This is a genomic window from Sinorhizobium terangae (assembly GCF_009601505.1).
GTDB lineage: Bacteria > Pseudomonadota > Alphaproteobacteria > Rhizobiales > Rhizobiaceae > Sinorhizobium > Sinorhizobium terangae.
This window is the reverse complement of sequence record NZ_WITC01000136.1, coordinates 1-26,138: the sequence shown is the minus strand read 5'-3', so window position 1 is coordinate 26,138 and position 26,138 is coordinate 1. Positions and strand designations below refer to the sequence as shown.

The following is a 26,138-nucleotide window of genomic DNA, read 5'->3' as shown; positions in this document are numbered from 1 at the left end:
ACCGAAATCTTGGATATTGAATTCGAGGGGAGAGAGTTTTGGAGGCTCGGGTCACCGCGCATTCGCGCTATACAATCGCCGACATAGATCGGCGGCTATACGGATCATTCCTGGAGCACCTGGGTAGGGCTGTCTATACAGGCATTTACGAACCCGACCATCCAACGGCGCTCCCCAACGGGATGCGCAAGGACGTAATCGATCTCGTGCGGGAACTCGATACACCGATTTGCCGCTATCCAGGTGGCAATTTCGTGTCGGCCTACAATTGGGAAGACGGCATTGGGCCGAAAGAGGGCCGTCCGACGCGCCTTGATCTCGCATGGCGCACCTCGGAATCTAACCAGGTCGGTATCCATGAGTTCGCCGAATGGGCCGAGGCTGCTGGCACAGAAATGATGCTGGCGGTCAATCTGGGCTCGCGCGGCCTGGACGCCGCCCGGAACTTCGTCGAGTACGTGAACCATCCGGGCGGCAGTCAGTGGTCGGACCTACGGCGCCAGAACGGGCGCGCGGAGCCTTGGAATGTCAAGCTGTGGTGCCTTGGCAACGAAATGGACGGGCCGTGGCAGGTGGGTCACAAAAGCGCCGCCGAGTACGGCCACCTCGCAAACGAGACCGCGAAGGCCATCCGAGCCTTCGACGACAAGCTTGAACTTGTCGTCTGCGGATCATCCCACTCCGATATGGCGACCTATCCTCGGTGGGAGGCAACGGTCCTCGACGCGACATACGACCAGGTCGACTACATCTCCCTCCACATGTATTTCGAGAACTACGAGAAGAGAACTTCAGAGTTTCTCGCTCTTCCGGAAAAGCTCGATCGCTACATCGGCACCGTCAGTGGTGTTATCGATTTTGTGAAGGGCAGCAAACGATCCAAGCGAGACGTCAAGATTTCCTTCGACGAATGGAACGTCTGGTACCACGAGCGCAAGAACGACGCTAAGCGGATGCGAGAATGGAATTGGCCTCATGCGCCGGTGCTCCTGGAAGACATATATAACTTCGAGGATGTGCTCCAGGTCGGGTGCATCATCAACACCTTCATCCGCCGCTCGGACGTCGTGCGAGTCGCCTGCATAGCGCAGTTGGTCAATGTGATCGCGCCGATCATGACCGAGCCAGGCGGTCGTTCTTGGCGTCAGACGATCTACCATCCCTTCCATCTGGCATCTCGCTACGGTCGAGGCACCGCTCTACAACTCGACGTCGACTGTGCGACTTATGTCTCCAACGTGTCCGAAGCTGTGTCCTATCTCGATATCGCCGGCGTTCATGACGGCGACGCGGGCACTCTCACCTTCTTTGCGGTCAATCGCCACTCGTCCGAATCGGCAAGCATCAAGCTCGCCGTGGAGCGCTTCGGAACCATCAGGGGCGTCGAGCACACCCTGATCAAGCACGACGATCTCGAGGCCCGGAATACCAAGGACAATCCGGACAATGTCTCGCCGCGCAAGACGTCCGATGCGGTCATGGACGGCAACAGTGTGAGTGTTTCCGTTCCGCCATACTCATATTCGATGATCAGAATTCAACTTTAAGATCAATCGGTAGCGGCAACACGCTGCTTGTCTGGGAGGAAAGTGACATGCCGAATTGGTTTAAACTTACGAAGGCAGTGCTTTTGGCGGGAGGTCTCATGACCACCGTCGCCCACGCCGAGGAAACCGTCACATGGTGGGACTTCTTCGGCGGCGGTGACGGCGTTCGCATGAAACAAATGGTCGCCGATTTCAACGAGGCCCACAAGGGCGAGATAAAGATCGATGCGACCACGCTGGAATGGGGAACGCCATTTTACTCCAAGGTCCAAACCTCTACGGCGGTTGGCGAAGGCCCTGATATCATGACGTATCACGCCAGCCGCATCCCGCTGGCGGTGAAGCAGGGCATTCTGCAGGAAATCACCGCCGACGACTGGAAGACGATGGGCCTCGGACAATCTGACTACGCCCCCGCGACTTGGGAGGCTGTGAGCATCGACGGCAAACAGTATGCGGTGCCGCTCGATACGCACCCAATCGTCCTTTATTATAACAAGGACCTGCTCAAGAAAGCCGGAGTTCTCGGCGACGACGGCAAGCCGAAGGGCATGGACTCGCGTGAGAACTTCACCGCGACGCTGAAGGCCTTGAAGGCCGCTGGGGTCAAGTTCCCGCTTGGCTCGGTGACTGCGGACGGCAACTTCATGTTCCGCACCGTCTATTCCTTCATGGGCCAGCAGGATGGTGAGCTCATGACGGACGGTGAGTTTCTTGCTGGCGACAGCGCAAAGAAGCTCGAAAACTCTCTTGCCGTTCTGTCCGAATGGACGAAGGAAGGGCTTCAATCCACCTATACGGACTACCCTGCGACCGTGGCGCTCTTCACATCGGGTGAAGCTGCGATGATGATCAACGGGGTTTGGGAAGTCCCGACGATGACGGACCTCAAGAAGAACGGCAAGCTCTTCGAATGGGGAGCCGTCGAACTGCCTGTAATCTTCAATCATCCCTCCACCTACGCCGACAGTCACACCTTCGCGCTCCCTGCGAACAAGGGCAAGGACATGAGTCCCGAGAAGCGAGCCGCGGTCCTCGAGGTCATGAGCTGGATGTCGAAGAATTCCTTGTTCTGGGCGACCGCGGGGCATATCCCCGCATATGGTCCCGTCACGAACTCGGCCGAGTACAAGGCGATGGAGCCGAACCACACATACTCTTCGCTGACCGCAAACATGATCTTCGATCCGAAGACTCCGCTGGCGGGCATCGCTGGGCCAATTTTTGACGTGATGTCGAATTTCTTCGTGCCGACGCTCAATGGTGAAATGGAGCCCGCGAAAGCGGTCGAGGAGATCAAGACCGGTTTGGCCGACCTTTGACGACCCGAGGCCCAGGCAATCAATCGTTCGCCTGGGCCATCCTCGTCTGAAAGGTAAGTGGAGCGGGAGGATGATGCTCAGAAACCGGCGCAACGAAGCTCTCTTCGCCTTGGCGCTCATCGCGCCGTTCGTCGCCATTTACGGACTTGTGTTCGTCTATCCGACGATAAGGCTTTTCATGATAAGCCTGACAGATGCGCCCCTGATTGGCGATGGAAACTTCGTCGGGTTCGACAACTACGCACGCCTTCCTTCTGACCGACGGTTCGGCACCGCGGTATGGAACACGGCCTACTTCGTACTCATCACCGTCGTCCCTGGAACGCTTGTGGCATTCGCAATAGCGCTCGGCGTCAATCGTCTTGCCGGACGACTTCAGGCAGCCATACTCGCCCTGTTCTTCTTGCCATATATTCTTCCGGTCTCGGTCGTGTATCTCCTCTGGGATTGGACGCTGAACTTCCAGTTCGGCATCGCGATGTACCTTTTCGACATGCTCGGCATCGCGCGCATCCCCGTTTTCAAGTCGACCGCCTGGTTCATGCCCGCCGTCGGCATAATCACGATCTGGTGGACCGCAGGATTTTCCATATTGTTGTTTCTCGCCGGATTGCGAACCATCCCGACGGAAATCTACGAGGCTGCGGCCTTAGACAACGCCGGCAGATGGTCGACCTTCCGCCGCATTACTTGGCCTTTGATGTGGCCAATCACCGCGCTCGTACTGACCATCCAGTTGATTTCGCAGCTCAAGATTTTTGACCAAGTCTACCTCTTCTCAGTCGGCGGACGACCGAACGACAACGTGGTCCTGGTCTATTATGTCTTTCAGCGAGCGTTCCAATCGGATCAGGGAGGCAGGGCGGCAGCCGTCGCGGTGGTCCTATTTGTGATCGTCATTGTCGTGTCTGTTTTGAATTTTCAGCTGACACGCCTTTCGGGAGGGCGGGACCGATGACCGCGACAACAGCGCGCCGACTTAACGCCATCGGCCTCATTATCACTGTTATAACCGTCATCTGCGCCATCGTCTGGGCGTTTCCCCTCTACTGGGCTGTGGTTTCGTCACTGAAACCTGAGCACGAAGTCGTCAGGCCCTATATCGAGCTCTGGCCCGAGACTTTTACCATTTCGCATTATGTATTCGCCTTGACTCAGACAGAGATCGGGCGGTGGTATGTCAATTCCATTCTCACGGCGATAGCCGTCACGGTGCTAACTGTCAGTTCGTCACTGTTCTGCGGCTACGCCATCTCGCAGCTGAGCTTTCCGCTTCGGAATGTCTTGTGGTGGCTAATCTTGGCGAGCTTCATGGTCCCCATGCAGACCCTGATCGTGAATCACTTCGAATTGGTGGCCGGTCTTGGCCTAATCAATACCTGGAGTGGGATCGTGCTCCCGCAGCTCATTCATCCCGTCATCATCATCGTCTACAAGCAATTCTTTGACGGCGTGCCGAAGGATTTTCGCGAGGCGGCGGTTATGGACAATGCGTCTGAATGGCGGATTTTAACCAAGGTCTATATTCCTATGAACTGGGGTGTGACAACGGCGCTCTCGATCGTCTGCTTCATCTGGTCCTGGAACTCGTTCTTGTGGCCATTCCTTGCGGTGACCAGGACCGACATGATGACGATTACTGTGGGGATCACGCAGGTGAACGATGCCTTCGGGGTCTATTATGCAAGGCAGCTTACTGCGGCGGTTCTCGCCGGCCTGCCCGTGGCGATGGCTTACCTAATCTTTCAGCGGCGCGTCACTGAAGCGATCACGCTGTCAGCGGGTATTAAAGGCTAGATTGTTACTCTCCGGCTGGCGCCTGCACGGACCTCCGAATTGGTGATTGGAGGTCCGCTGCTATTTGGACGCGTATCAGATTGCTTGATAGGATTTCCCGTCGGCATCAAAGAGGTGAACGGCCAGAGGGTCGAGTCCCACGCGCACGCGATCTCCCGGACGGACCTCGGAACGCCCCGCATCCTGAGCGATAAGCTGTGAACCGTCCTCGAGCGTGCAATATGCCAGCGTCCGCTCGCCAAGTTGCTCGACGACGCCAACCTGTGCTTCGATCGAGGGACGAGAGGGATCGATTTCGCCAGTCATGATCCGGACCGACTCTGGCCGTATGCCAAGATCGAACCTGCCTGGCGCGGGCACAGGGGCCTCAATCTCGAGCTCGAACCCGTTCCCGAACCTGATGGGTGTCCGCCCTGGACGGATGACATCGACCGAAAGAAAATTCATTCCTGGGCTTCCGATGAAACCTGCGACGAAGCGGGACGCGGGTTTGAGGTAAACCTCCATTGGCGTCCCGATCTGCTCAATCTTGCATTGGTTGAGCACCACGATCCGATCTGCCAGCGTCATCGCCTCCGTCTGGTCGTGCGTGACATAGATCATCGTAGACTTCATCCGCTGGTGAAGTTGCGCCAGCTCGACGCGGGTCCTCACGCGCAGGGCGGCATCGAGGTTCGACAGAGGTTCGTCGAAAAGGAACGCCTTTGGCTCCTTCACGATCGCACGCCCTATGGCTACGCGCTGCCTTTGGCCACCAGATAGCTGCGCGGGTTTGCGAGAAAGCAGGTTTTCCATCTCGAGCATTCGCGCCGCCATCAAGACCCGCGTCTCGATCTCCGCCGCCGGAAGCCCGATGTTCTCAAGCCCGAACGCCATGTTGTCCCGCACCGACATGTGCGGATAAAGCGCGTAGTTCTGGAAAACCATCGCTACGTTGCGATGGCCGGGCGGCAGCGCTTCGCTGCGTATGCCGCCGATCGTCAGAGAGCCGGAGTCGATTGTCTCCAGACCGGCGATCATCCGAAGAAGCGTTGATTTTCCCGACCCCGATGGTCCCAGAAACACCATCAGTTCGCCGGCGTTTACCGTCAGGGATATGTTGCTGATTACCGATACCGAGCCGAAGCTCTTGGAAACGTTCTCCAGACGAATTTCCGCCATGTAATCCTCCCAATGTTTGCATCATTCTTTTCGGTATGTATCGGAAGTCAAGATATCGCCTCCAACAACCGCCGAGCAGCGAGCACAAATGTGGGACCAACATAAGGGAGAACACGCTCGGCCGATGTCTCCTGTTGGGGTTCCCGGCGTGGCCGCTGGCTAAGCGTATCGACGGCTTTTATGAGCTTGAGCAGGTGGTGTGGACGACCGATGACGGCGCAAACCTGCCGTCCCGCGCAACGAATTGACAGTCCGCTTCGGGCTCTAAGCGGTCTTTGCCCCATTGATATCAGACGGCAGCACTGGGTCGAAACGCGTCGATCGCAGCTTCCGAGGGTAAGGTCTGGAAGTGGTGCAAACCTGCACCTCGGCGGCATGTATGCATTCCGCTTCTGGGATACCACCGTGCTCTGCTCAGTGTCCGACTTGAAGGCGCACAGCGGTCGTTCGTGAATCGTGGCTGGAAAGTCGTTTTCGGGGTGGTGACCGGTCGTCTGCTGCGGTTAGCGCGAATGGCCGAGATGCGGACTTTTGGGACGTTCATTCAACCGACGCTTCGACCCTAAGCCGATATCCGTCGATAGCACTCGGAATTTCCGGTTTTGCCGCGCAAAGCAACCGTCACCGTGTGACGCGCGAGCGACCGCTCCCCACCGGACAGTAATTATTCAGCGGAAGGCCGGCGGTTTGCCGGCATCGTGCGCAGAACAGCATCTGCCTCTGTGATCGGCAGAATCATCTTCATACGCAAACCGCTACCGGAGATCCGCGATGCGTCAATCCTGCCCCCATGCCGCTCGAATGCCTGCTTGGTGATCGACAGACCCAGACCGAACCCGGCAGCGTCGGCCGGGGTATCGGCAAACCTCCGGAAGGGATGAAAGATGGATTCGAGCGCGCTGTCTGGAACTCCGGGGCCTTCGTCTTCGACGATAAGCTCGAAACTATACGACGTTCTTCGGCTCGACACGCGGACCACCGATCCGGGTTATTTCACTGCGTTCCGCACGACATTCTCCACCGCTCGATAAATCAGCTCGCCATCTACTGACGTCACGAACGACTCTTCTCCGTCGTATTCGACCGCGACCTGGTTCGACGCTCCCTCGAAGGTGCTGTCGTCCACTATCTCGCGAACGAGGTCGATCAGATCAAGTCTCTGTCGGTTCAAAGGCTGGTCCGCCGCCGCCGCAAGCTTGGCAAGCGTCAGGATCTCGCCGACAAGATCGTCCATACGTTGAATTTCCCGCTCCAGCCGTTCCAGCATGTCGTTGAGCCGGGCTGGGTTCTGGCGAAGCACCCCTAGACCAGCCTGCAGACGCGAGAGAGGCGACCGGAGTTCATGGGAGACGTCGTGAAACAGGCGCTGCTGAACCTCCTGAAACTCCTGCAAACGAGAAGCCGTGGCATCAAAGTCATGAGCAAGGGCAGCCACCTCGTCACGCTTGCGGTCGACCTCTTCACCGATCCGCGCACCGAAGTTGCCGCGAGCGAGTTCCCCCAGTCCTTGCCGAAGCTGTTCGACCGGCCCTGTGAAGTAGTTCGCCAGCCAGAACGCGGCGCCGGCCGCGGCCAAAAGGGCGGAAGCCCACGGCATGAGTTTGGGCCACTGTCGCCAAATGTAGGCATCGTCCGGGACTGCCGTGACTTCATAGCATTTGCCCGAGTTCACGACGCGCCGGACAAGCGTGTCGCTGACGGATACCGCGCATTCGATCGGTGCGCCGACCGCCTTCACGCTCAGGCGGATCGAAGGATCCGCATTTGCGAACGCCGATATGACGTCTTGCACGGCAAGCATGCCTTGGCGAGCGAGCAGGTCCGAAGCCGTGTCCAGGGCAAAGCTTGTGGTTCGCTCCTGGACCTCTTCGGCAAACGGCGTGAGCGGCAGGAAGCTGAGTATGGCGAAGACCAGCGCGATGGATCCAGCTACGCACAGCCACACCATCACGAACATCTTTCTCCGAAGTCTCTGCATCAGCCGTCCCGCAGCAATTGGTAGCCCTGACCGCGGACCGACTGGATCCAGGAGGAGCCGTCATCCCGCAACCCGAGTTTTTGCCGGACGCTGCTTATGTGGACGTCGATCCGCCGGTCGAATGGCGTCAAGCCGCGCCCGAAAGCCCACCGGGATATCTCTTCCTTTGGAACGAGCTGCCCAGCGCTGCGCGCGAGGACTTCGAGGATCGAGAACTCCGTGCCGGTCACCTCCAGGTGCCGACCTTTCCAGATCGCCGCACGCGTCGCGGGGTTGAGGGTAAGCCCGCCCGCCTGCAGTGTCTCGCTCTCGTCTGTCGTCTTGCCGGTCGTCCGCCGGAGTATCGCCCGGATTCTCGCGACCAGCTCGCCCGGCGAGCAGGGCTTCGAGACATAGTCATCAGCCCCGAGATTGAGCCCGGAGATGCGGTCGACATCGTCGCCCTTCGCTGTCAGCATCAGCACCGGGATGTCGCCCAGACGGCGGATGCGCTGCAGCGCGTCGATGCCGTTCATCCGCGGCATCATTACGTCCAGGACGATGATGTCGACTCCCTGACCGGCAGCGGCGCTTGCGATCCCCTGCCGTGCGTCGTCCGTCGTTTCGACGTCGAAGCCCTCCTCGGTGAGGTATTCGCTCAGCAGCGTCGTCAGTTCCGTGTCATCGTCGATCAGAAGTACTTTCGGCATGGGCAATCCCGGTTCACCATTCCCGTGAGCAATACAACGGCAGCAGCAGATCGGGGCAATTTTTACATAACTTTACGCTTCCTTAACCGCACTTAACACCCCGACCTCTATCAACGGCTCTGACATTGGAGACGGCGGAGCACACGTTGAAGAGCCATATCAAGCGCAAATTGAAACTGGTCAGCCTTGTCTGCCTTGCCGGGAGTTTGAGCGGTTGCGTCGTCGGGCCGGACTACGTGAAACCGTCGATCGCGATGCCGGCCTCCTGGAAAACAAAAGGAAAGCACGTCCACGAAGCTCCTCCCGAGCTGGCGGAGTGGTGGAAGCAGTTCCATGATCCGGTCCTCAACGGACTCGTGACGGAGGCCGTCCACTCGAACCTGGATGTCGCGACGGCGAAGGCAAAGATCCGGCAGGCCCGGGCATCGCTCCAGCAAGAAAGGGGTACACTGTTTCCCTCGCTTTCCGAGGCGTCGTCGGCAACCCGCAACAAGGGGACCACGACAGGTACGGAGCCCACGGTCTATTCGCAGTACCAGGCTGGCTTCGATGCAAGCTGGGAGATCGATCTTTTCGGCGGAGCAAGGCGCGCAGTGGAGGCGGCTGTCTACGCCGAGCAATCTTCGGAAGAAGAATTGCGCGACACGCTCGTGACTCTGATAGGCGACGTCGCCACCTATTACGTCCAGGCTCGCGAGTACCAGCAGCTTGTGGCACTCGCCCAACGTTCGGCAAAATCCCAGCGCGAAACCGCCGTCCTCACGACGCAGCAAGTCGCAGTCGGACTGGCGTCCCGGGTCGATGTCTCCAAGGCGGAGGCGCAGGCGGCGTCGACCCAGGCCGACGTGCCGTCCTATCAGATCAGCTATGCCAAGGCCGTAAACCGCCTTGCTGTCCTGCTTGGTCGATCGGCACTTGATCTCGATGCGCAGTTCCGTAGCGCAGAGCCGATCCCGTCGCCGCCGCGCAAGATGAAGGTGGGAATTCCGGCGGATATCTTGAACACCCGGCCGGATATCCGATCGGCTGAGCGTCAGCTTGCCCAGGCAACCGCGAAAGTCGGACAGGCAGAAGCGAACCGATACCCTTCGGTCAGCCTAACGGGCGCGATCGACACCTCAGCGGCGAGCATCAGCGATCTCGGCAAGAAGTCGACCATCGGCTGGTCTTTCGGGCCCAGCCTGACGTTCCGATCTTTCAGGGCGGACAGTTGAAGGCCGCGGTAGGTGTCGCCAAGGCGGAACGAGACCAGCACTTCTTCATCTATCAGTCGACCGTTCTGAACGCCCTCGAGGACGTGCAAAATGCGATCGTCTCGCTCAACAAGTCGCGAGCCCGAGCCGCCTCGCTCGCAGAATCCGTATCCGGTTATAGACTGGCGGCGAAGTATTCGCGCGACCTGTTAGCCGCCGGTGAGAGCGACCTCTTCGACGTCCTCGATGCCGACCGCTCCCTCTACTCCGCCCAGGAGCAGTTGATCCAGGCGAATGCGGACATCGCGACAAACTACGTGTCCCTCAACAAGGCCCTTGGCGGCGGCTGGAGCGGCCCCATCGACGTGACCGTGCCCAGGGTCGAAGACGGCTTCGTCGGCCCGCATCTCGCAATGCGGAAGACTGGACGATGAGCCGACCTCCACGCCCAACCTATCGAGGAAACCAAGAATGAAGAACATTGCAATATTCGCAGGCACCCTCGCGACGTGCCTTCTTCTCGCCCGCGGGCCGGCGGCGGCACAGGAGGAAACACAGGCGCCTGCGCTTACCGTGTCCCTGGTGGAGCCGGCAAAGGAGCAGTGGCCCGAAACCATTCCGGTCAGTGGGTGGCTGAAGCCTTGGCACGAGGCCACCATCGCCTCCGAAACCAGTGGATTGCGCATCAAGGAGGTTCTGGTCGATGTGGGATCTGTCGTGAAAAAGGGAGACGTCCTCGTGCGGCTTGATCAGGCTGGCGTCCTTGCTGACCTGAAAAAGCAGGAGGCGGCGGTGGAAACCGGGAAGGCAAATCTTGAGAAGGCAACGTCCGAGGCTAAGCGTGCGCGCGACATCGCCTCCGGAGTGTTGTCCGACCAAAAAAGGGTCGAGTACTTCAACACCGAGAGGACGGCGCAAGCCGCCCTCGCGTCCGAAGAGGCCGCTCTCGAAGGCCAGCGGATCAAGGTCTCGCAGACAACTATCACCGCCGTGGATGACGGGATCATCACGTCACGGTCGGCATCTCTCGGCGCGGTCGTGTCGACTGGTACCGAACTTTTCCGGCTGACGCGCCAGCAGCGCATTGAATGGCAGGCCGAAGTCCCGGCGCTGAGCCTTCTGAGGGTCGAACCGGGGCAAGCGGCCGAGATCGACGCGCCGGACGGACGCACGTTCAAGGGTATGGTGCGGCTTGTCGCGCCGACGATCAGCGACGAGACGGGGAGAGCGATCGTCTACGTGCAGCTCCCAGAGGAACCGAAGCCTCGCGCCGGCCTCTACGTGTCCGGACGCATTGACATCACGGCGAGCAAAGCCCTTACGGTTCCGGAATCGTCCATCGTTTACCGCGACGGCCTCGCTTACGTGTTCGTGATCGACGAGGAAAGCAGGGCGCACCGCGTGCGGGTGAAGGTCGGCCGACGCAGGTCCGACCGGGTGGAAGTATCCGAGGGCCTGGCAGGTGGGGAGAGGGTTGTGCAGGCGGGCGGCGCCTTTCTGTCTGAGAACGCGCTGGTCAAGATCGAGGAGGCTGCGCGATGAATATCTCTACTTGGTCGATCCGAAATCCCGTTCCAGTCGTCCTTCTGTTTGCTCTCCTGACTGTCTGCGGACTGCTCGCTTTCTTGCGCCTTCAGGTGCAGGACTTTCCCGACATGGATCTGCCGACCATAAAAATCGTCGGCACCCTGGAAGGCGCAGCTCCAACGCAGCTCGAAACAGAGGTGGCGCGCAAGATCGAGGACAAGCTCGCGTCGCTGAGCCTGCTCGACCACATCACGACGACGATCACCGACGGCAACGTCACGATCAGCGTGTCGTTCAAACTCGAGAAGAATAGTGAGGCGGCCCTCAACGAGGTCCGCAACGCAGTTGACAGCGCCAAAAGTGAGCTTCCATCCGCGATGGATACGCCGACCGTCTCCAAGGTGACGGTGCAGTCGTCCGTCCTTCTCGCCTTCGCGGTACGGTCAGACAAACTCGACGAGGCGGAGTTGTCGTGGTTCGTCGATAACGACATGACCAAGGCGCTGTTGTCAGGTGGAGGCGTCGGACAGGTAACGCGCATCGGCGGCGTGGACCGCGAGGCGCATGTCGACCTGAGGCCGGACGTACTGACAAGCCTCGGGATCACGGCCGCCGACATCTCTTCCAAGATCAAGTCGGTTCAATCCGACATATCGGGAGGTCGGGGCGACATCGGTGCCCTGCGGCAAACCGTCCGCGTGATGGGTGCCGTACCTTCGGTCGATGACCTCGCATCCCTCGCTATCCCGCTCTCCAACGGGCAGAACGTGAGGCTGGACGACGTAGCGACCGTCACCGATAGCTATGCGGACCGCTCGTCCATCGCCTACCTCGACGGAAAGCCGGCCATAGCCGTCCAGATCTACCGTTCGAACGGTTTCTCGGACACCGCGGTAGCGGACGAAATCCAGGCGAAGATGCGGGAATTCGCGGCGGCGAATCCGGAGGTCCAGATCGTCGACGCCTACACGACCGTCAAGCCGATCATCGAGAACTACGACGGTTCGATGCACATGCTCTACGAAGGCGCTTTCCTCGCGGTCGTCGTCGTCTGGGCATTTCTACGGGACTGGCGGGCGACTTTTCTCTCTGCTATCGCCCTCCCGCTATCGGTAATCCCGACATTCCTCGTGATGTATCTCGCAGACTTCAGCCTGAACACGGTGACGTTGCTTGCACTGTCGCTGGTCGTCGGCATTCTGGTAGATGATGCGATCGTCGAGATAGAAAACATCGAACGACATCTCGGAATGGGCAAGACCGCCAGAGACGCCGCCATGGAGGCGGCCGACGAAATTGGGCTTGCCGTGATCGCGACAACCTTCACCCTCGTCGCCGTCTTCTTACCGACAGCATTCATGGGCGGCGTTCCCGGCCTCGTTTTCCGACAGTTCGGTGTGACGGCGGCGGCTGCCGTGCTCGCCTCCCTTCTCGTCGCCCGCTTCATCACCCCCATGATGGCGGCATATCTCATGAAGGCGCATCCGAAAGAGGAAAAGGACGGCTGGGTGATGAGAACGTATCTGTCCGTCGTCAAGGCATGCCTCAGGCACCGGCTCATCACTATGCTCGCGACGAGCGCCCTGCTTGTCGCATCGCTGATGGCCATACCCTTTCTCAAGACAGGGTTCCTTCCGGCCTCGGATAATTCTCAGACCCAGGTGAATCTGACGCTTTCGCCGGGCAGCACGCTGGAGATGACCGACACCACGTCCCGACGCGCGGCCGAGATCATATCAAAGTTGCCGGATGTCACCGGCGTGTACGTTTCCGTCGGCTCGTCCTCTTCGGGAAGCGGCCCTGATTCCTCGACGACTAGCGACATCACCAAGGCGACGGTCGTGGTCAACCTGACCGACATGAGCGATCGAGACCGCAAGCAGACAGAGATCGAGCAGGACATACGCAATGCCCTCTCTGTCCTGCCCGGCGCCACGGTCGAAGTCGGAAGCGGCGGCAACGGCACGAAGCTCGAGATCACGATTGCCGGCGATGATGCCGACGCTCTGGATCGCGCTGCGAGTTCGTTGGAGGATCAGTTGAGGACGCTGAACGGTGTCGGTGCGGTGACCTCCAGCGCGTCCCTGCAGGCGCCGGAAGTTCAGATCAAGCCAGACTTCCCCAAAGCGGCCGCCTTGGGCGTAACGTCCGAGGCGATTGCGGAGGCAGTTCGTGTTTCCACCAATGGCGACTACTCGAACTCAATGGCCAAGCTCAATCTACCGCAGCGCCAGATCGACGTCCGTGTTCGTCTTGATCCAAAGTCACGGACCGACATTGACGCCATCTCTCGAATCCAGGTGTCCGGTGCCAAAGGAAAGGTGTCTTTGGGGACCATCGCCGACATATCGATTGGCGGCAGTCCTTCGGAAATCAACCGCATCGATCGCGCCCGCAACGTCACCCTCTCCGTCGAACTCAACGGCCGCATCCTTGGTGACGTGAACCGGGAGGCGCAGGCGCTTTCAGCGCTTCGCCAGTTGCCCCCGGGGGTTTATCAGGTCCAGCAGGGCGAACTGCAGCAGAGTTCCGAACTCTTCGAGAGCTTTGCAATAGCAATGGCAATCGGCGTGTTCTGCGTCTACGCGGTCCTTGTCCTTCTATTCCACGATTTCCTTCAGCCCGTCACTATCCTGATGGCGCTTCCATTGGCACTCGGAGGCGCACTCGTTCCACTGCTGGTCACGGGCATGAGCTTCTCCATGCCGGCGGTGATCGGCCTGATTCTGCTCATGGGTATCGTGACCAAGAATTCGATCTTGCTCGTCGAGTACGCGATCATGTCGAGGCGGCAAGGTGTGCCGCGGTTCGACGCACTCGTTGACGCATGCCACAAGCGCGCAAGGCCGATTATCATGACGACGATTGCGATGGGCGCAGGAATGATCCCTGTGGCGTTGAGCCTGACCGGCGGCGATCCCAGCTTCCGACAGCCAATGGCGATCGTTGTGATCGGCGGGCTACTTACGTCAACCTTCCTCAGCCTATTCGTCATCCCGACAATCTTCACGCTGATTGACGATCTACATATCGCTTTCAAGCGGCACTTCGTATCCATCGCCGCTGATGCACAAACACTGGCAAAACCTTAACTCGGCACAGTCGGGTCGTTGGCGGAATGTTGCCCTACAGCGCTGTTGCCACGACCCCCGCTCACCATCGACCTGTGCCGCTGACGGCGACACCTGGAAGGACCGGATTGGGCTCAATCGAGCCATTCCCGGTCCTCGTCCAAGGCCGCAAAGGGTCGAGAGCAGCCGTACACCAGCATTCGGCGCAGCACTCGTGCGTTCTCGTTCTGTTCTCAAAACATCGCGTAATCTATCAACAGGAACTGGCCGAAGGTCGGCGCCGATCGCTGCCGACTTTCACGAATTCGGCAGGGTCAACCGGCGCTCCCCGAGGGACGAAAGGGGGAATTGACCCTCGCCGTCTCCGCGCCGATGGCCGCCGCAACGAGCTCAATGAGGCGGTAGTTCGCTGTCAGCTTAACCGGCTCCTCCTTGGAGCTTCAGCTTCGGATGTGGGATGACGAGGCCGGTCTGCTTTGCAGGAAGTCGAAGTCGCAGCCTTCGTCGGCCTGCAAGACATGATCGCGGTAAAGCATATCGTAACCCCGAAGCGCCGGACGCTTTTCTATCGTCCGCTCAGCACGCCGGGTCTCCAGTTCCTCATCGGAAACGAGAAGGCGGATCGAGTGATCTTTTACACTCAGCGCGATCGAGTCCCCGTTACGGATCAGACCGATCGGACCACCCGAAGCAGCATCCGGCGCGACATGCAGAACGATGGTGCCGTAGGCGGTCCCACTCATACGTGCATCGGAGATACGCACCATGTCCTTGACGCCGGCACGTGCGAGCTTGGCCGGGATCGGGATGTAACCAGCCTCCGGCATGGCAGCGTCGCTGAGCGGACCGGCATTCTGGAGAACAAGGAAGTCGTCCGCCGTAACGTCGAGGTCGGGATCGTCGATGCGAGCCGCAAGATCCTGCAACGAAGTGAAGACGACGGCACGGCCGGTTTTCTCGAAGAGATTGGGGTCTGCGGCCGAGCGCTTGATGATCGCGCCGCGCGGCGCCATGTTCCCGAACAGGGCGAGAAGCCCGCCGCTTTCACGAATGGGAGCATAGAACGACTTCACGACATTGCGATCAACCCAGGGGTCCGCCGCCTGGATGCGGTCGCCAATGGTTTCGCCAGTGATCGTCTCGCAGTCGAGGTGAAGGAGATGCTTCAGCTCCCGCATGACGGCCGGAATGCCTCCGGCCGCATGCAGGTCTTCCATATAAGCGGCGCCGGTCGGCTTGAGGTCGACGAGTACGGGCGTCGTGTCGCTAATCTCATTCATCCGATTCAGGTCGATCTTCACCCCGAGGCGGCCGGCAATGGCGGCGAGGTGGATGATAGCGTTGGTGGAACCGCCGATCGCCATCAGGATGCGCACGCCGTTTTCCAGCGCTTTCTCCGTGATGATCTTCCTGGGTGTCCTGTCCGTGCCGATCAGCTGGACGGCGAGACGGCCGGTTTCCTCGGCCATGCGCAGGCGATCCGCATCGACTGCGGGGATGGCTGCGGAGCCTGCGGGCATCATGCCGATAGCTTCGGCAAGCGAGGCCATGGTGCTGGCCGTTCCCATCACCGCGCAAGTGCCGCTGGTGGACGCGAGGCGCTTTTCGACCTCGCCGATGCCCTGATCGTCGACGTCGCCCGCGCGATAGCGCTGCCAGAAGCGGCGGCAGTCGGTGCAGGCGCCGAGACGTTCACCACGATGACGGCTGGTCGACATGGGGCCGGCGACGAGCTGGATAGACGGAAGGCCGGCGGATGCAGCGCCCATCAGCTGCGCGGGAACGGTCTTGTCGCAGCCGCCGAGGAGAACCACCGAGTCCATCGGCTGCGCGCGGGTCATCTCCTCGACATCCATGGACATGAGATTGCGAAACTTGAGGCTCGTCGGGCTGAGGAAGACCTCGCCGAGCGAGATCGTCGGGAACTCGACAGGCAGCGCGCCTGCGGCCAGCACGCCGCGCTTCACCGCCTCGATCATCTCGGGGAAATGCCGGTGACAGTTGTTGAAGCCGCTCGCCGAGTGGGCGATGCCGACGATTGGCCGGTCGAGCATCTGCCGGCTATAACCCATGGAGCTGGCGAAGGATCGGCGCAGATAGATGCTGAACCCCCGGTCGCCATAGCTGGTTAATCCGCGCGAAAAGCCCGTTTCCTTGCCGGAATTGTTGTGGTCGTCACACATGTTTTCTTCCTCACGCGACCCGCATCTTGATGTATTTGGCTTCGAGATAGTCGAAGATTCCGAGCCGGCCTCCCTCACGGCCCATGCCGCTTTCCTTGATCCCGCCGAAGGGGATCTCGGCTGCGGCAAGCAGCATGTCGTTGACGCCAACCATGCCGACTTCGAGCGCTTCCGCCGCCCTGTTCGCGCGCTCGAGCGAACGCGAGAAGACGTAGCCCGCAAGGCCGAAGGGCACGTCGTTGGCGCGCTTCACGGCATCGTCAAAGTCGGAGAAGCGCGCGATCGGGGCGACGGGGCCGAACGGCTCCTCCGACATGATAAGTGCATCGTCCGGAACGTCGCCGAGAACCGTCGGACGATAGAAGAAGCCGCGATTGCGGTCAGCCGGGATTTCGCCGCCTGCAAGCAGCGTCGCGCTCTTGGCCAGGGCATCGGAGACCATGCTGACGATACGCTCGCGGCCGCGGGCGTTGGCCATCGGGCCCATTTCCACGCCGTCGTCGCTGCCGCGGCCGATTTTGAGGCCGTTGGCGACGTCGGCCATCGTACGCGCGAAGGGCTCGTAAATGGAGTCGTGGACATAGAAGCGGCTTGGCGAGATACAGACCTGACCGGCATTGCGGAACTTGGCGCGGGCACAGGCGGTGGCGGCAGCAACCGGATCGGCATCTTCCAGCACGAGAACCGGCGCATGGCCACCCAGCTCCATCGACACCTTCTTCACGGTGTCGGCGCATTGCCTGAGGATCAGCTTCCCGACCGCGACGGAGCCGGTGAGCGAGACCTTCCTGATCGTCGGCGAGGCGATCAGGTGGGTCGATACATCGGAAGAGTTGCCGCTGACCACATTCAGCACGCCGGCGGGCAGGCCAGCCCTCATGGCGGCTGCCGCGATGTGCAGCGTGCTCGACGGCGCTTCCTCCGAGGGCTTGATGACGATGGGGCAGCCGGCGGCAAGCGAGGCGGCGATCTTGCGGGCTGGAAGCAGCGCCGGGAAGTTCCAGGCGGTGAAGGCGGCCACCGGGCCGACCGGATCGAACCGGACGTCGAGACGCACGTTCGGGTCGCGCCCGCCGAGAACGTGGCCGAAGATGCGCCGCGCCTCGTCGGCATACCAATCAAACTGATCGATGGCGGCGTTCCATTCACCTGTGGCTTCCGTAATGGGCTTGCCCGTTTCGGCGGACATGTCGCGCGCTGCACGGTCCGAGAGGCTACGCATTTCCCCGGCGATGCGACGGAGGATGGCGCTCCGTTCCCAGCCGGGAACCTTGCCCCAGCGCGGGGCCTCGCGGGAGAGGACGCTCAGAACCTCGTCGAGATCCGTGGCGTCGGCCGAGGGAAGATGGCCGATGATCTCTTCATCGACAGGATCGATGACGGGTCGGGTCTGCCCGCTGCGCGAGGCACGCCACTGACCGTCTATCAGCAGTCCGAATTGTTCATACATGGTCGTTCTCTCAGATCAAGGTGCGGGCATATTGCCGCTGGACGTCGTCGACCCAGTTGCCCACGTTCCACTGGCCATAGGCGCCGAGGCCGACGGCGGGGTCCTCGCCGAAATAGACGGGAACGTGGACAAGGCTGAGGCCCGGCCAGGCTCGCGCCTCCTCGAGGGCGGCTGTCAGGCTCTCTTCGTCCTCGCCGCCCGATAGAGCGCGTACGCCGCTCACTGCCTCGGCCAGCTTCACGTAGTCGACGGCGACGCCGTCATTGGTGCGGAAATCGCGGCCGTATTGCGCGTGCTGCAAATGGCTGATGGCGGCCATGCGGCGGTTGTCGAGGAGCAGGATCGTGCCGTGCACGCCATGTTCGACACCGTCGATCAGCACCTGCGGGTTCATCATGAAGGAGCCGTCGCCGGTGAAGGCGATGCCGTAGCGTCCCTTGTCGGCGATGCCGGCGGCAAGCAGCGCGCTGACGGCAAAGCCCATGTAGGACGCGCCGGTCTCGGTGAAGGTTTCGAAGGGTGCCTGGTCCTCGACGATCTGGAAACCGTTCGCCTGGACGTCACCCGCATCGAAGAATTTCAGGGCGCCGTGCCGGCGGCAGAAATCGGCGGCAAGCCGGATGACGCGAGGCTGGGTCAGCACCGGTCTTTGCCAGACAGGATCAAAAACCGGCGGCGAGGATGCCTGGCGGGCAAGAAAATCGTCCCAATCCGCTCGCTTGACGGTGCCGGCTTTCAGCCAAGCCGCTTTGCGCGGATCGGGCTGTCTATCCGCCAGCATTGCGGCCAACCGCCCGGCAACGACGGATGCATCGCCAGTCAGTGCGATCGTGTTGTTGTAGTGCTGCACGTCGACTGGGTCAGCATTGATATTGACGACATGACGCACGTTGGGCCAGCCGATGCCCGAGCAATCCGCCTGGCAGACGGCGCGGCTGCCGATGACAATGAGGAGGTCGGCCTCGTCCATCGCCCAGTTGCCGCTGATCGAGCCCTTGGAACCGCCAACACACATGTTCTGCGGATGATCGGCCGGCATGACGCCGCTGGCCCCGGGGCTGGAGACGACAAGCGCACCAGCCGCCTCGGCCAGCCGCCGGACGCTTTCGGCTGCGGTGCGGCTGCCGCCGCCAAGCTTGATCGCCACCTTCGACGCTGAGCCGATAACGTTCGCTGCTAACCGGAATGGGCCGTCGTCAGCCGGTGCGAGCGCGGGGAAGACCGGCCGGTCGGGCAGGGCGTCGAGGCGCAGCGTTACCGGTGCGGGCTGCGTGTTGAGCGGCAGGTTCATGTAGAAGGGGCCGGGGCGCCACGGGTGGAAAACGCAAGTTGCGCCCTTGCGCAGTCCATCCCGCAGCGCGCCCGGAGTATGCAGCGTATAGGCGCTTCCCATAAGGGAGGTAATTTGGGAAAAGACGCCCTGTGCCGGTTTCGGTACCTGCTGCATATTGTAACCTTCGCCCTGTGTCGTCTCGTCGCCGTAGAGATGATAGAGGCCGACGCCGTTGGAGGCGGCGGCAAGTGATGCCGCCATCGCCTGGAAGGCGCCCGGCCCGATCGATGTGACGACGGCGCCGACCTCGCCATAGACCCAGGAGAGTGCCGTGCCGGCATGCGCCATTTCCACCTCGTTGCGGAACTGCCAGCAGCGCACGAGACCCTCGGCCTCATAAGCGTCAAGCACATCGGCGAGCGCGGTGCTGCCATGGCCGAAGATCGCGAGATATTTGGTCACGCCCTGTCGCATCAGGCCGAGAACCAGCGCCTCGACCAGCGGTATCGTCACGGGTGCGCTGAGGCGGTCCGCATCTAGCGCGGCCTTCAGTCCTCCAGCGGCGCTGAGCCAGGCGGCGCGGTCGGTGGCTGTATGCGTGGGGCCATTGGGAAACGGGAGAAGCGTCATGCGGACCTCCCGCTCCTGAGGTCCACGGGGCGGCCGATACGTGCGGATTCGTCTGCGGCGAGCGCGAAGCGCAGGATCTCGCGGGCCTGGCGTGGCGTCAGCACGGGGGCGGCGCCGGTACCGATTGCGTCGATATAGTGCCGGGTCGACAGGACGAAGCTCTGCTCCCAACCCGTCGGAATGTCGCGAAATTCCTTCAATCTGCCGTCGCTGTAAACCACGACCGGCGGAACGTCAGCGAGCCGCCCGTGGCCACCGTTGATCCAGATGACGCCCTGGGTGCCGGTAATCTCCACGCGGTCGTCCTGCGCATAGTGTCGCGTCGCCAGTTCCATCTCCGGCGAATAGACAATCTCGAGATTGCCGATGCGGTTGCCGGGAAAGCGGAAAGAGATTTGCGACTGGGCGTCGAAGCGAATGCCGCCGGGGCCTTCGGTGTCACCGATGAAGGCGTGGACTTCGTCCGGCTCACCCATGAAGTGCCAGGCCAGCGCAAATTTATGGTGGCCATCGTCGAAGACCAGTGGCCCGCCGCCGGACTGATCCTGCTTCTGGCGCCAAGCATTCGCGGCGGCCGGCACATTCCAGGCCGTGGCGCTGCGCGCCGGATTGGACTTGATGCGGATGGAGAGCGGCGTTCCGATGGCGCCCTGGTCGATCAGGTCGCGCGCCTTGAGCACCGGCGGATAGAAGATGAAGTTCTCGAAGATCTTGACTGGCCGGTCATAGGCCTCGGCCGCTGCCACGAGCTGGTCCGCCTCCTCAAGCGAAACGCACATAGGCTTCTGCAGGGAGACGATCTTGCCGGCGTCCATCGCCTTGAGCGCGGCGCTAAGATGCAGGTGATGCGGCAGGAGGATTTCCACCAGATCGACATCGGGCCTTGCGAGGACAGCGTCGAGCTCGGTCTCGATCGCAACGCCCTCTATTCCCCATTCCATTGCTTTGGTCGCGGCCAGTGCCGGGTCCCGGTCACACAGTGCGACGATACGGCTTGCCGGGTTCTTGAGATATTCGATGGCGTGAAGATCGGATATGCGACCGGTGCCGATAATGGCGACCCTAATCGGGTTGGTACTCATGCGATGGGCCTTTCTGCGGTGAAGGTATGGAAGCGGATGTGACGATGTGGCCGAGCTCGGCGAGGCGCTCGTCGGTCACGCGGACGGAGGGGCCGGAGACGCCGACGGCGGCGATCATGTGGCTGTGATCGTCGTAGATGGGACGGGCGACGCAGCGGATGCCGGGCGCAAATTCCTCGTTGTCTATGGAATAGCCCCGTGCACGGGTGCGCGCGATCTCGTCGTCGAGAGATCGGCGCGTCGTCAGTGTACGCGCCGTGAAGGACGGGAAGGGGCCCTCGAGCTGGGCGTCGCCAAAGGCAAGAAACGCCTTGCCGAGCGCCGTGCAATGGAGCGGCGCAAGGGCGCCGATCGGATGATCGACCTTGAGCGGCAGCGAGGAATCGATCTTGTCGATATACCAGACGCGGCTACCGACCAGCACGGCCATGTGGGCGCATTCGCCGGTCTCGGCGACGAGTCGTTCGAGCACCGGGCGCCAGGCTTCCTTCACCGAGACGATGTCGATCAACGAATGGCTGCTTGCCGTATGTCGCGCGATCTTGTCGGTCGGCTGGTAGCGGCGGGCCGAATCCTGGGTCGCGTAGCCGGCGGCGACCAGTGTCTTCATCAGATGCGACGCATTGGACTTATCCACGCCCAGTGCCTCGGCGACGTCGGTCAACCGGGCCGGCTCACGGCTTGCCGCAAGAAAGTCGAGGGCCTCTAGGCCGCGCGTGAGAGATTGCAAAAGGCGCATCGGTGTAAACTCCTTCGGGGTGCCGTTCATTTGCGCCATGCTAAACTCAAGTACAGCATATGGCAACAAAATCGGTGACGTCGCCCGACATGGGAACAAGTTGCCGGTTTTGTTTCAAAATGCAATACTTTTGTGTTGACAGGGGCAACAAATTTGCCGAATTCTGAGTGTGTGAGGCAGGAAGTTTAACAATCGAAAACTTTACGGGAGGTTCCTATGTTTTCCATCACACGGCGCTCGCTCATGCTTGCAGCGCTCCTGGCGTCGGCGGCGGGAGGGGCTAACCCCACCTTCGCCCAGTCGGGCGACGTCACGATCAGCCACTATTTCACGGGCGAACTCGGGTTGAAGGCCTTCAACGAGCAGGTCGAGAAGTTCGAGCAGGCGACCGGCGTCAAGATGAAGGAAAGCCCGGTCGGCCACGAGGACTTCAAGACCGACATTCTCGTGCGGGCGGCAGGCCACAGCCTCCCTGATGTCTTCAGCTACTGGGCCGGCGCGCGCGTCGATTTCATCGTCAAGTCCAGCAGCTTGCGCCCGATCGACAACATGTGGGCGAGCGAGAAGCTCGACAGCGTCGTCGCCAAGCCCATCGCCGACAGCGCGACGCTCTATGACGGCAAGCGCTTCCTCGTGCCGTTCAACTATCACTACGCCGGCCTGTTCTATAACAAGAAGGTGCTTGCCGATGCAGGCATGGCGGCGCCTCCGGCGACCTGGGACGAGTTCATCGCGCTCTGCAAGACCCTGAAGAAAAAGGGCGTTGCCCCCGTCGCGCTCGGTTCCAAGAACCGCTGGCCGGCGCAGTTCTGGTTCGATTACCTGCTGCTACGCACCGCCGGTCCCGACTACCGCGCCAAGCTGATGAAGGGTGAAGCGTCCTATGACGACCCGGAAGTCGTCGCTGCCATGTCTCTCTGGAAGGACCTTCTCGACCAGGGTTTCTTCGTGGAAAACGCCAATGCCGACGACTGGACGGACGCCGCCGACAAGGTGGCCCGCGGCGATGCGGCGATGACCCTGATGGGCACATGGATCACCGGCTATTGGAACGGCGTCGGCCTTGTCCCCGGCGAGGACTACGACTTTTTCCCCTTCCCGGAGATCAAGGACGGTGTTCCGAACGCAGCGGTCGGGCCGGTCGACGGTCTGGTGATTTCCGCCAACGCGGCCAATCCGGAGGGAGCGGAGAAGTTCCTCGCTTTCATGATGTCGAACGCCGATGTCCAGGCGAAATGGGCTGAAGCGCAGGGCGCACTTTCCGCCAATGTCAATGTTGACCCGAAGACCTATAACAGCGTCATGCAGGGTGCCGCCAAGACGGTTGCCGAAGCGGAAGCCTTCGCCTTCAACTACGACCTTGCCACCACGCCGCCCGTTGCCGAAGTGGGCCTTTCCATGTTCACGCGCTTCATCGACGATCCGTCCAAGCTGGACGAAATCCTGAAGGCCGTGGCCGTGGATGCCAAGACGGCGTTCAAGCAATAGACGAATAACAGGAATGAGGATCGCGGCCCCGGGCGGGTCGCGATTTCCCGGAAAGGATACCGATGGAGCGGCAAAATACCGTCTGGCGCATCGCGCTGCTGGCACCGCCATTGTCCGTCTTTGCCGTCTTCGTGATCTGGCCGCTGTTCAGCTCGTTCATCTACAGTTTGACCAACTGGAACGGCTTCGGCTCCGACTACGACTTCGTGGGCCTCGACAACTTCGCCAAGATCTTCACCGATAAGCTGTTCATGAGCGCGGCGATCAATACAACGATCTGGATGGTCGCGGCGATCGTGGTGCCGACATTGTTCGGGCTCGGGCTCGCGCTTCTGCTCGACGGAAAAGTTCCAGGCGGGCGCGCCTTCAAGACGGTCTTCTACCTGCCGATCTGCCTTTCGGCCGTTATCGTCGGCCAGATCTGGATATGGATCTATCAGCCCGACTGGGGCCTGCTCAACACGGTGCTCTCCAATATCACCGGGGAGAAGATGCGCTATGCCTGGCTTGCCAAGCCCGATACGGCGCTCGGATCGGTCATCCTCGCCTGGTCTTGGCAACAGACCGGCCTTTCCATGGTGATCTACCTTGCCGGCCTGACGGCGATTCCCGAAGATCTCCTGGAAGTCTGTGAAATTGAGGGCGCGAAGCTTTGGCAGCGTATCGTCTTCGTCGTCCTGCCGCTGCTCACTCCGTCCACCGTCGTCGTCATCGCTCTTTCGGTGATCAATTCGCTCAAGGGCTTTGATATCCTTTACATCATGACCGGCGGCGGACCGTTCAACAGTTCCGATACCCTAGCCATGCACATGTACAACGAGTCTTTCCGCAAATATCTGATGGGATACGGCAGTGCCATTTCCGTCGTGCTGTTCCTGATTGCCCTCATGATCATCGGCATCTATTTCCGCCAACTCAAGAAGGTGGACCGGATCTATGGCTAATCCTTCCGTCGTCCGCCGTTTCAACCCGTGGCGCGGGGCGATCTTCGCCATGCTGCTTGCGCTTGCAATTCTCTTCCTGCTGCCCACGGTCGGCGTGCTGCTCGCCTCGGTTAAGACAACGCGCGAGATCGCGCTCGGCAGTCTCTGGTCGTTTCCGTCGGCATTTTACCTCGGCAACTTCATCGAGGTGCTGGCGAACCCCGCCGTGCATCGCTACTTCCTCAATACGCTGCTGGTCACGGTCCCCGGTACGCTGGCGTCGACGGCGCTCGGCGTGCTGGCCGGCTATGTTTTCGCCAAGCTGCCGTTTCGCGGCTCCAACATGCTGTTCCTCGTCCTTGTGGCGGGCATGTTCTTCCCACCACAAGTTATTCTGGTTCCGCTTTTCCGCCTATTCAACAGAATGGGTCTGATCGATACGCTATGGCCGGTCTTCATCGTTCATACCGCGCTCGGAATTCCGATCTGCACTCTTCTGATGCGCAACTTCTTCGCCACCGTTCCGACGGCCTTGCGCGAGGCAGCGATCTTGGAAGGCGCAAGCGAGTGGCAGGTGCTGACCCGTGTCGTGCTGCCGCTCAGCCTGCCGGCGCTTGCGGTATTGGCGACGCTGCAGTTCACTTGGATTTGGAACGATTTCCTCTGGCCGCTGATCTTTACTCAGTCCGACGACAAGCGGACGATCATGATCGGCATCGTCAATCTCAAAGGGCAGTATTCCGTCGCCTGGGGCGTGCAGGGCGCACTCTCGCTCGTCGCCAGCCTCCCCACGCTTTTCGTCTTTCTGTTTTTCCAGCGCTACTTCATCAAGGGCATGACCATGGGCGCGGTAAAGGGTTGATCATGACACAGCTTGCACTTCGCTCGATTCGCAAATCCTATGGAGCGCTGGAGGTAATCCGCGGGGTCGATCTAGATGTCGCGGAAGGAGAATTCGTCGTCTTCGTCGGCCCCTCGGGCTGCGGCAAGTCGACAATGCTGCGAATGATTGCCGGCCTCGAGGACGTGACGGACGGCACGATCGGCATCGCCGGGCGCGACGTGACCACGACTGCGCCGGCCAAGCGCGAGATTGCCATGGTCTTCCAGTCCTATGCCCTTTTCCCGCACATGACAGTCGCGGAAAACATCGGTTTCGGCCTGAAGCTCTCTGGTCTGGCAAAGGAGGAGATTTCCCGTCGGGTGGGTGACGTCGCGACCACGTTGCAGATCGGTCCCCTTCTCGAACGATTTCCCCGTGAACTCTCGGGTGGCCAGCGACAGCGCGTCGCCATCGGTCGCGCTATCATCCGACAGCCGAAGATTTTCCTGTTTGACGAGCCGCTGTCAAACCTCGATGCGGGGCTTCGCGTACAGATGCGACTAGAGATCGCACGCCTTCACGCACGCCTCGGTGCCACGATGATCTATGTGACGCACGATCAGACGGAGGCCATGACGCTCGCGGACCGTATTGTCGTCTTCAACAAGGGCAAGATCGAGCAAGTCGGCGCCCCTATGGAACTCTATGAGCGTCCGGCGAACACTTTCGTCGCCGGGTTTATCGGCGCCCCGTCTATGAACTTCCTGCCGGCTGCGGTAGACGGCGGAAATCTGACAGTGCATGGAACGCGCATCGAGCGCGCGCGCGCCTGGAACGCTGCAGGGACGGTCACAGCGGGTGTTCGGCCGGAACACCTGACGATTCTTCCGCCAGAAGAAGGCGGCATTCGCGGGCGGGTGGAATTGATCGAACGCCTTGGCGCGCAAACCTATGCCTATGTGGAATCCGAAGGCTTGATCGATCCGATCACACTTGCCGTCCCGACCGAATCGAACCTTGCCGCAGGTGATGTCGTGGGAATGCAACCAATGGGCGACAAGATTCACGCATTTGATAGGCACGGCGTTGCACTTGCCGGTTAGGAGTCCTGTCTGAATTCCGCATTCACAGTGTTGTGGGTTCGAATCCGTTGTCTAATCGCATGCTCGGGGTCAAGCGAATTTCGAACACCCTACTTTGTTGCCGTGTTGCGGAGCATGCAGCGCGACATCTTTTCTTGATTGTGGGGAGCTTGCATCCTT

General features: G+C 60.7%; 21 protein-coding genes. 12 read left to right on the top strand and 9 right to left on the bottom strand.

The features are described 5' to 3' along the window. Window positions 1-38 precede the first annotated feature (38 nt). The 4 genes from arfA (at window position 39) to GHK62_RS32590 (ending at window position 4,666) form a co-directional block, all read left to right on the top strand. Window positions 39-1,547, top strand: a complete 1,509-nt coding sequence (gene arfA, locus GHK62_RS32605) for an arabinosylfuranosidase ArfA (RefSeq protein ID WP_153443155.1) — start codon at window positions 39-41, stop codon at window positions 1,545-1,547. A gap of 47 nt (window positions 1,548-1,594) precedes the next feature. Further along, window positions 1,595-2,869 carry an extracellular solute-binding protein gene (locus GHK62_RS32600; RefSeq protein WP_153443154.1) on the top strand — a complete coding sequence of 425 codons (1,275 nt, stop codon included), beginning with the start codon at window positions 1,595-1,597 and terminating at the stop codon, window positions 2,867-2,869. Between the two features lie 73 nt (window positions 2,870-2,942). Beyond that, complete coding sequence (locus tag GHK62_RS32595) at window positions 2,943-3,827, top strand: carbohydrate ABC transporter permease (protein ID WP_167528427.1); 885 nt, start codon at window positions 2,943-2,945, stop codon at window positions 3,825-3,827. Continuing rightward, window positions 3,824-4,666 (top strand): carbohydrate ABC transporter permease, encoded by an 843-nt coding sequence (locus GHK62_RS32590; RefSeq protein WP_153443152.1) that lies wholly within the window; start codon window positions 3,824-3,826, stop codon window positions 4,664-4,666. Before GHK62_RS32595 ends, GHK62_RS32590 begins: the two co-directional genes overlap by 4 nt. 75 nt (window positions 4,667-4,741) lie before the next feature. Here the strand turns inward: GHK62_RS32590 and GHK62_RS32585 are convergent, their stop codons facing one another. The 4 genes from GHK62_RS32585 to GHK62_RS32570 form a co-directional block, all read right to left on the bottom strand. Then, window positions 4,742-5,827, bottom strand: coding sequence for an ABC transporter ATP-binding protein (locus GHK62_RS32585; RefSeq protein WP_153443151.1), 1,086 nt, complete (start codon window positions 5,825-5,827; stop codon window positions 4,742-4,744). A gap of 664 nt (window positions 5,828-6,491) precedes the next feature. Then, complete coding sequence (locus tag GHK62_RS35350; protein WP_420377802.1) at window positions 6,492-6,797, bottom strand: ATP-binding protein; 306 nt, start codon at window positions 6,795-6,797, stop codon at window positions 6,492-6,494. 18 nt (window positions 6,798-6,815) lie between these two features. Continuing rightward, a complete protein-coding gene (locus tag GHK62_RS32575) occupies window positions 6,816-7,805 on the bottom strand; it encodes a sensor histidine kinase (protein WP_153443148.1) in 990 nt (329 codons plus the stop codon). Further along, entirely contained in the window at window positions 7,805-8,494 is a 690-nt protein-coding gene (locus tag GHK62_RS32570; protein WP_153443146.1) for a response regulator transcription factor, read from the bottom strand. Before GHK62_RS32570 ends, GHK62_RS32575 begins: the two co-directional genes overlap by 1 nt. Before the next feature lie 146 nt (window positions 8,495-8,640). Here GHK62_RS32570 and GHK62_RS32565 point away from each other — a divergent pair, with 146 nt between their 5' ends. Genes GHK62_RS32565 through GHK62_RS32555 form a run of 4 tightly spaced genes read left to right on the top strand, consistent with a single transcriptional unit; the run spans window position 8,641 to window position 14,306 of the window. Beyond that, the gene (locus GHK62_RS32565; protein ID WP_337733125.1) at window positions 8,641-9,708 is read left to right on the top strand and encodes an efflux transporter outer membrane subunit; all 1,068 of its coding nucleotides are present in this window, start codon (window positions 8,641-8,643) and stop codon (window positions 9,706-9,708) included. Next, window positions 9,657-10,121, top strand: coding sequence for a TolC family protein (locus GHK62_RS35125; protein WP_337733176.1), 465 nt, complete (start codon window positions 9,657-9,659; stop codon window positions 10,119-10,121). The genes GHK62_RS32565 and GHK62_RS35125 overlap by 52 nt, the downstream gene beginning before the upstream one ends. A 37-nt stretch (window positions 10,122-10,158) precedes the next feature. Next, window positions 10,159-11,229 carry an efflux RND transporter periplasmic adaptor subunit gene (locus tag GHK62_RS32560; protein ID WP_153443144.1) on the top strand — a complete coding sequence of 357 codons (1,071 nt, stop codon included), beginning with the start codon at window positions 10,159-10,161 and terminating at the stop codon, window positions 11,227-11,229. After that, entirely contained in the window at window positions 11,226-14,306 is a 3,081-nt protein-coding gene (locus tag GHK62_RS32555) for an efflux RND transporter permease subunit (protein ID WP_153443142.1), read from the top strand. Before GHK62_RS32560 ends, GHK62_RS32555 begins: the two co-directional genes overlap by 4 nt. A gap of 419 nt (window positions 14,307-14,725) precedes the next feature. Here GHK62_RS32555 and GHK62_RS32550 read toward each other — a convergent pair whose 3' ends face one another. Genes GHK62_RS32550 through GHK62_RS32530 form a run of 5 tightly spaced genes read right to left on the bottom strand, consistent with a single transcriptional unit; the run spans window position 14,726 to window position 21,642 of the window. After that, window positions 14,726-16,468, bottom strand: coding sequence for a dihydroxy-acid dehydratase (locus GHK62_RS32550; RefSeq protein WP_153443140.1), 1,743 nt, complete (start codon window positions 16,466-16,468; stop codon window positions 14,726-14,728). Window positions 16,469-16,478: 10 nt separating this feature from the next. Further along, window positions 16,479-17,918: an NAD-dependent succinate-semialdehyde dehydrogenase gene (locus GHK62_RS32545; protein WP_153443138.1), complete on the bottom strand. Its 1,440-nt coding sequence runs from the start codon at window positions 17,916-17,918 to the stop codon at window positions 16,479-16,481. Window positions 17,919-17,928: 10 nt separating this feature from the next. Further along, window positions 17,929-19,821 carry a thiamine pyrophosphate-dependent enzyme gene (locus GHK62_RS32540; RefSeq protein ID WP_153443137.1) on the bottom strand — a complete coding sequence of 631 codons (1,893 nt, stop codon included), beginning with the start codon at window positions 19,819-19,821 and terminating at the stop codon, window positions 17,929-17,931. Beyond that, window positions 19,818-20,903 (bottom strand): Gfo/Idh/MocA family protein, encoded by a 1,086-nt coding sequence (locus GHK62_RS32535; protein WP_153443135.1) that lies wholly within the window; start codon window positions 20,901-20,903, stop codon window positions 19,818-19,820. The genes GHK62_RS32540 and GHK62_RS32535 overlap by 4 nt, the downstream gene beginning before the upstream one ends. Then, window positions 20,884-21,642 (bottom strand): IclR family transcriptional regulator, encoded by a 759-nt coding sequence (locus tag GHK62_RS32530; protein WP_153443133.1) that lies wholly within the window; start codon window positions 21,640-21,642, stop codon window positions 20,884-20,886. The genes GHK62_RS32535 and GHK62_RS32530 overlap by 20 nt, the downstream gene beginning before the upstream one ends. A gap of 216 nt (window positions 21,643-21,858) precedes the next feature. Here GHK62_RS32530 and GHK62_RS32525 point away from each other — a divergent pair, with 216 nt between their 5' ends. The 4 genes from GHK62_RS32525 to GHK62_RS32510 all read left to right on the top strand — a co-directional run bounded on the left by GHK62_RS32525 (window position 21,859) and on the right by GHK62_RS32510 (window position 25,979). After that, window positions 21,859-23,130, top strand: coding sequence for an ABC transporter substrate-binding protein (locus GHK62_RS32525; protein WP_153443131.1), 1,272 nt, complete (start codon window positions 21,859-21,861; stop codon window positions 23,128-23,130). 62 nt (window positions 23,131-23,192) lie between these two features. Then, window positions 23,193-24,074: a carbohydrate ABC transporter permease gene (locus tag GHK62_RS32520; protein ID WP_153443129.1), complete on the top strand. Its 882-nt coding sequence runs from the start codon at window positions 23,193-23,195 to the stop codon at window positions 24,072-24,074. Further along, a complete protein-coding gene (locus tag GHK62_RS32515; protein ID WP_153443127.1) occupies window positions 24,067-24,915 on the top strand; it encodes a carbohydrate ABC transporter permease in 849 nt (282 codons plus the stop codon). Before GHK62_RS32520 ends, GHK62_RS32515 begins: the two co-directional genes overlap by 8 nt. 2 nt (window positions 24,916-24,917) lie before the next feature. Beyond that, on the top strand, window positions 24,918-25,979 hold the full coding sequence (locus GHK62_RS32510; RefSeq protein ID WP_153443125.1) for an ABC transporter ATP-binding protein: 1,062 nt from the start codon (window positions 24,918-24,920) through the stop codon (window positions 25,977-25,979). The last annotated feature ends 159 nt before the right edge of the window (window positions 25,980-26,138 follow it).

Excerpts from the sequence above, each read along its gene's own strand:
- GHK62_RS32600 (WP_153443154.1), top strand. The coding sequence starts at position 1,595 with ATGCCGAATTGGTTTAAACTTACGAAGGCAGTGCTTTTGGCGGGAGGT.
- GHK62_RS32595 (WP_167528427.1), top strand. The coding sequence starts at position 2,943 with ATGCTCAGAAACCGGCGCAACGAAGCTCTCTTCGCCTTGGCGCTCATC.
- GHK62_RS32590 (WP_153443152.1), top strand. The coding sequence starts at position 3,824 with ATGACCGCGACAACAGCGCGCCGACTTAACGCCATCGGCCTCATTATC.
- GHK62_RS32585 (WP_153443151.1), bottom strand. The coding sequence starts at position 5,827 with ATGGCGGAAATTCGTCTGGAGAACGTTTCCAAGAGCTTCGGCTCGGTA.
- GHK62_RS32575 (WP_153443148.1), bottom strand. The coding sequence starts at position 7,805 with ATGCAGAGACTTCGGAGAAAGATGTTCGTGATGGTGTGGCTGTGCGTA.
- GHK62_RS32570 (WP_153443146.1), bottom strand. The coding sequence starts at position 8,494 with ATGCCGAAAGTACTTCTGATCGACGATGACACGGAACTGACGACGCTG.
- GHK62_RS32560 (WP_153443144.1), top strand. The coding sequence starts at position 10,159 with ATGAAGAACATTGCAATATTCGCAGGCACCCTCGCGACGTGCCTTCTT.
- GHK62_RS32555 (WP_153443142.1), top strand. The coding sequence starts at position 11,226 with ATGAATATCTCTACTTGGTCGATCCGAAATCCCGTTCCAGTCGTCCTT.
- GHK62_RS32550 (WP_153443140.1), bottom strand. The coding sequence starts at position 16,468 with ATGTGTGACGACCACAACAATTCCGGCAAGGAAACGGGCTTTTCGCGC.
- GHK62_RS32545 (WP_153443138.1), bottom strand. The coding sequence starts at position 17,918 with ATGTATGAACAATTCGGACTGCTGATAGACGGTCAGTGGCGTGCCTCG.
- GHK62_RS32540 (WP_153443137.1), bottom strand. The coding sequence starts at position 19,821 with ATGACGCTTCTCCCGTTTCCCAATGGCCCCACGCATACAGCCACCGAC.
- GHK62_RS32535 (WP_153443135.1), bottom strand. The coding sequence starts at position 20,903 with ATGAGTACCAACCCGATTAGGGTCGCCATTATCGGCACCGGTCGCATA.
- GHK62_RS32530 (WP_153443133.1), bottom strand. The coding sequence starts at position 21,642 with ATGCGCCTTTTGCAATCTCTCACGCGCGGCCTAGAGGCCCTCGACTTT.
- GHK62_RS32525 (WP_153443131.1), top strand. The coding sequence starts at position 21,859 with ATGTTTTCCATCACACGGCGCTCGCTCATGCTTGCAGCGCTCCTGGCG.
- GHK62_RS32520 (WP_153443129.1), top strand. The coding sequence starts at position 23,193 with ATGGAGCGGCAAAATACCGTCTGGCGCATCGCGCTGCTGGCACCGCCA.
- GHK62_RS32515 (WP_153443127.1), top strand. The coding sequence starts at position 24,067 with ATGGCTAATCCTTCCGTCGTCCGCCGTTTCAACCCGTGGCGCGGGGCG.
- GHK62_RS32510 (WP_153443125.1), top strand. The coding sequence starts at position 24,918 with ATGACACAGCTTGCACTTCGCTCGATTCGCAAATCCTATGGAGCGCTG.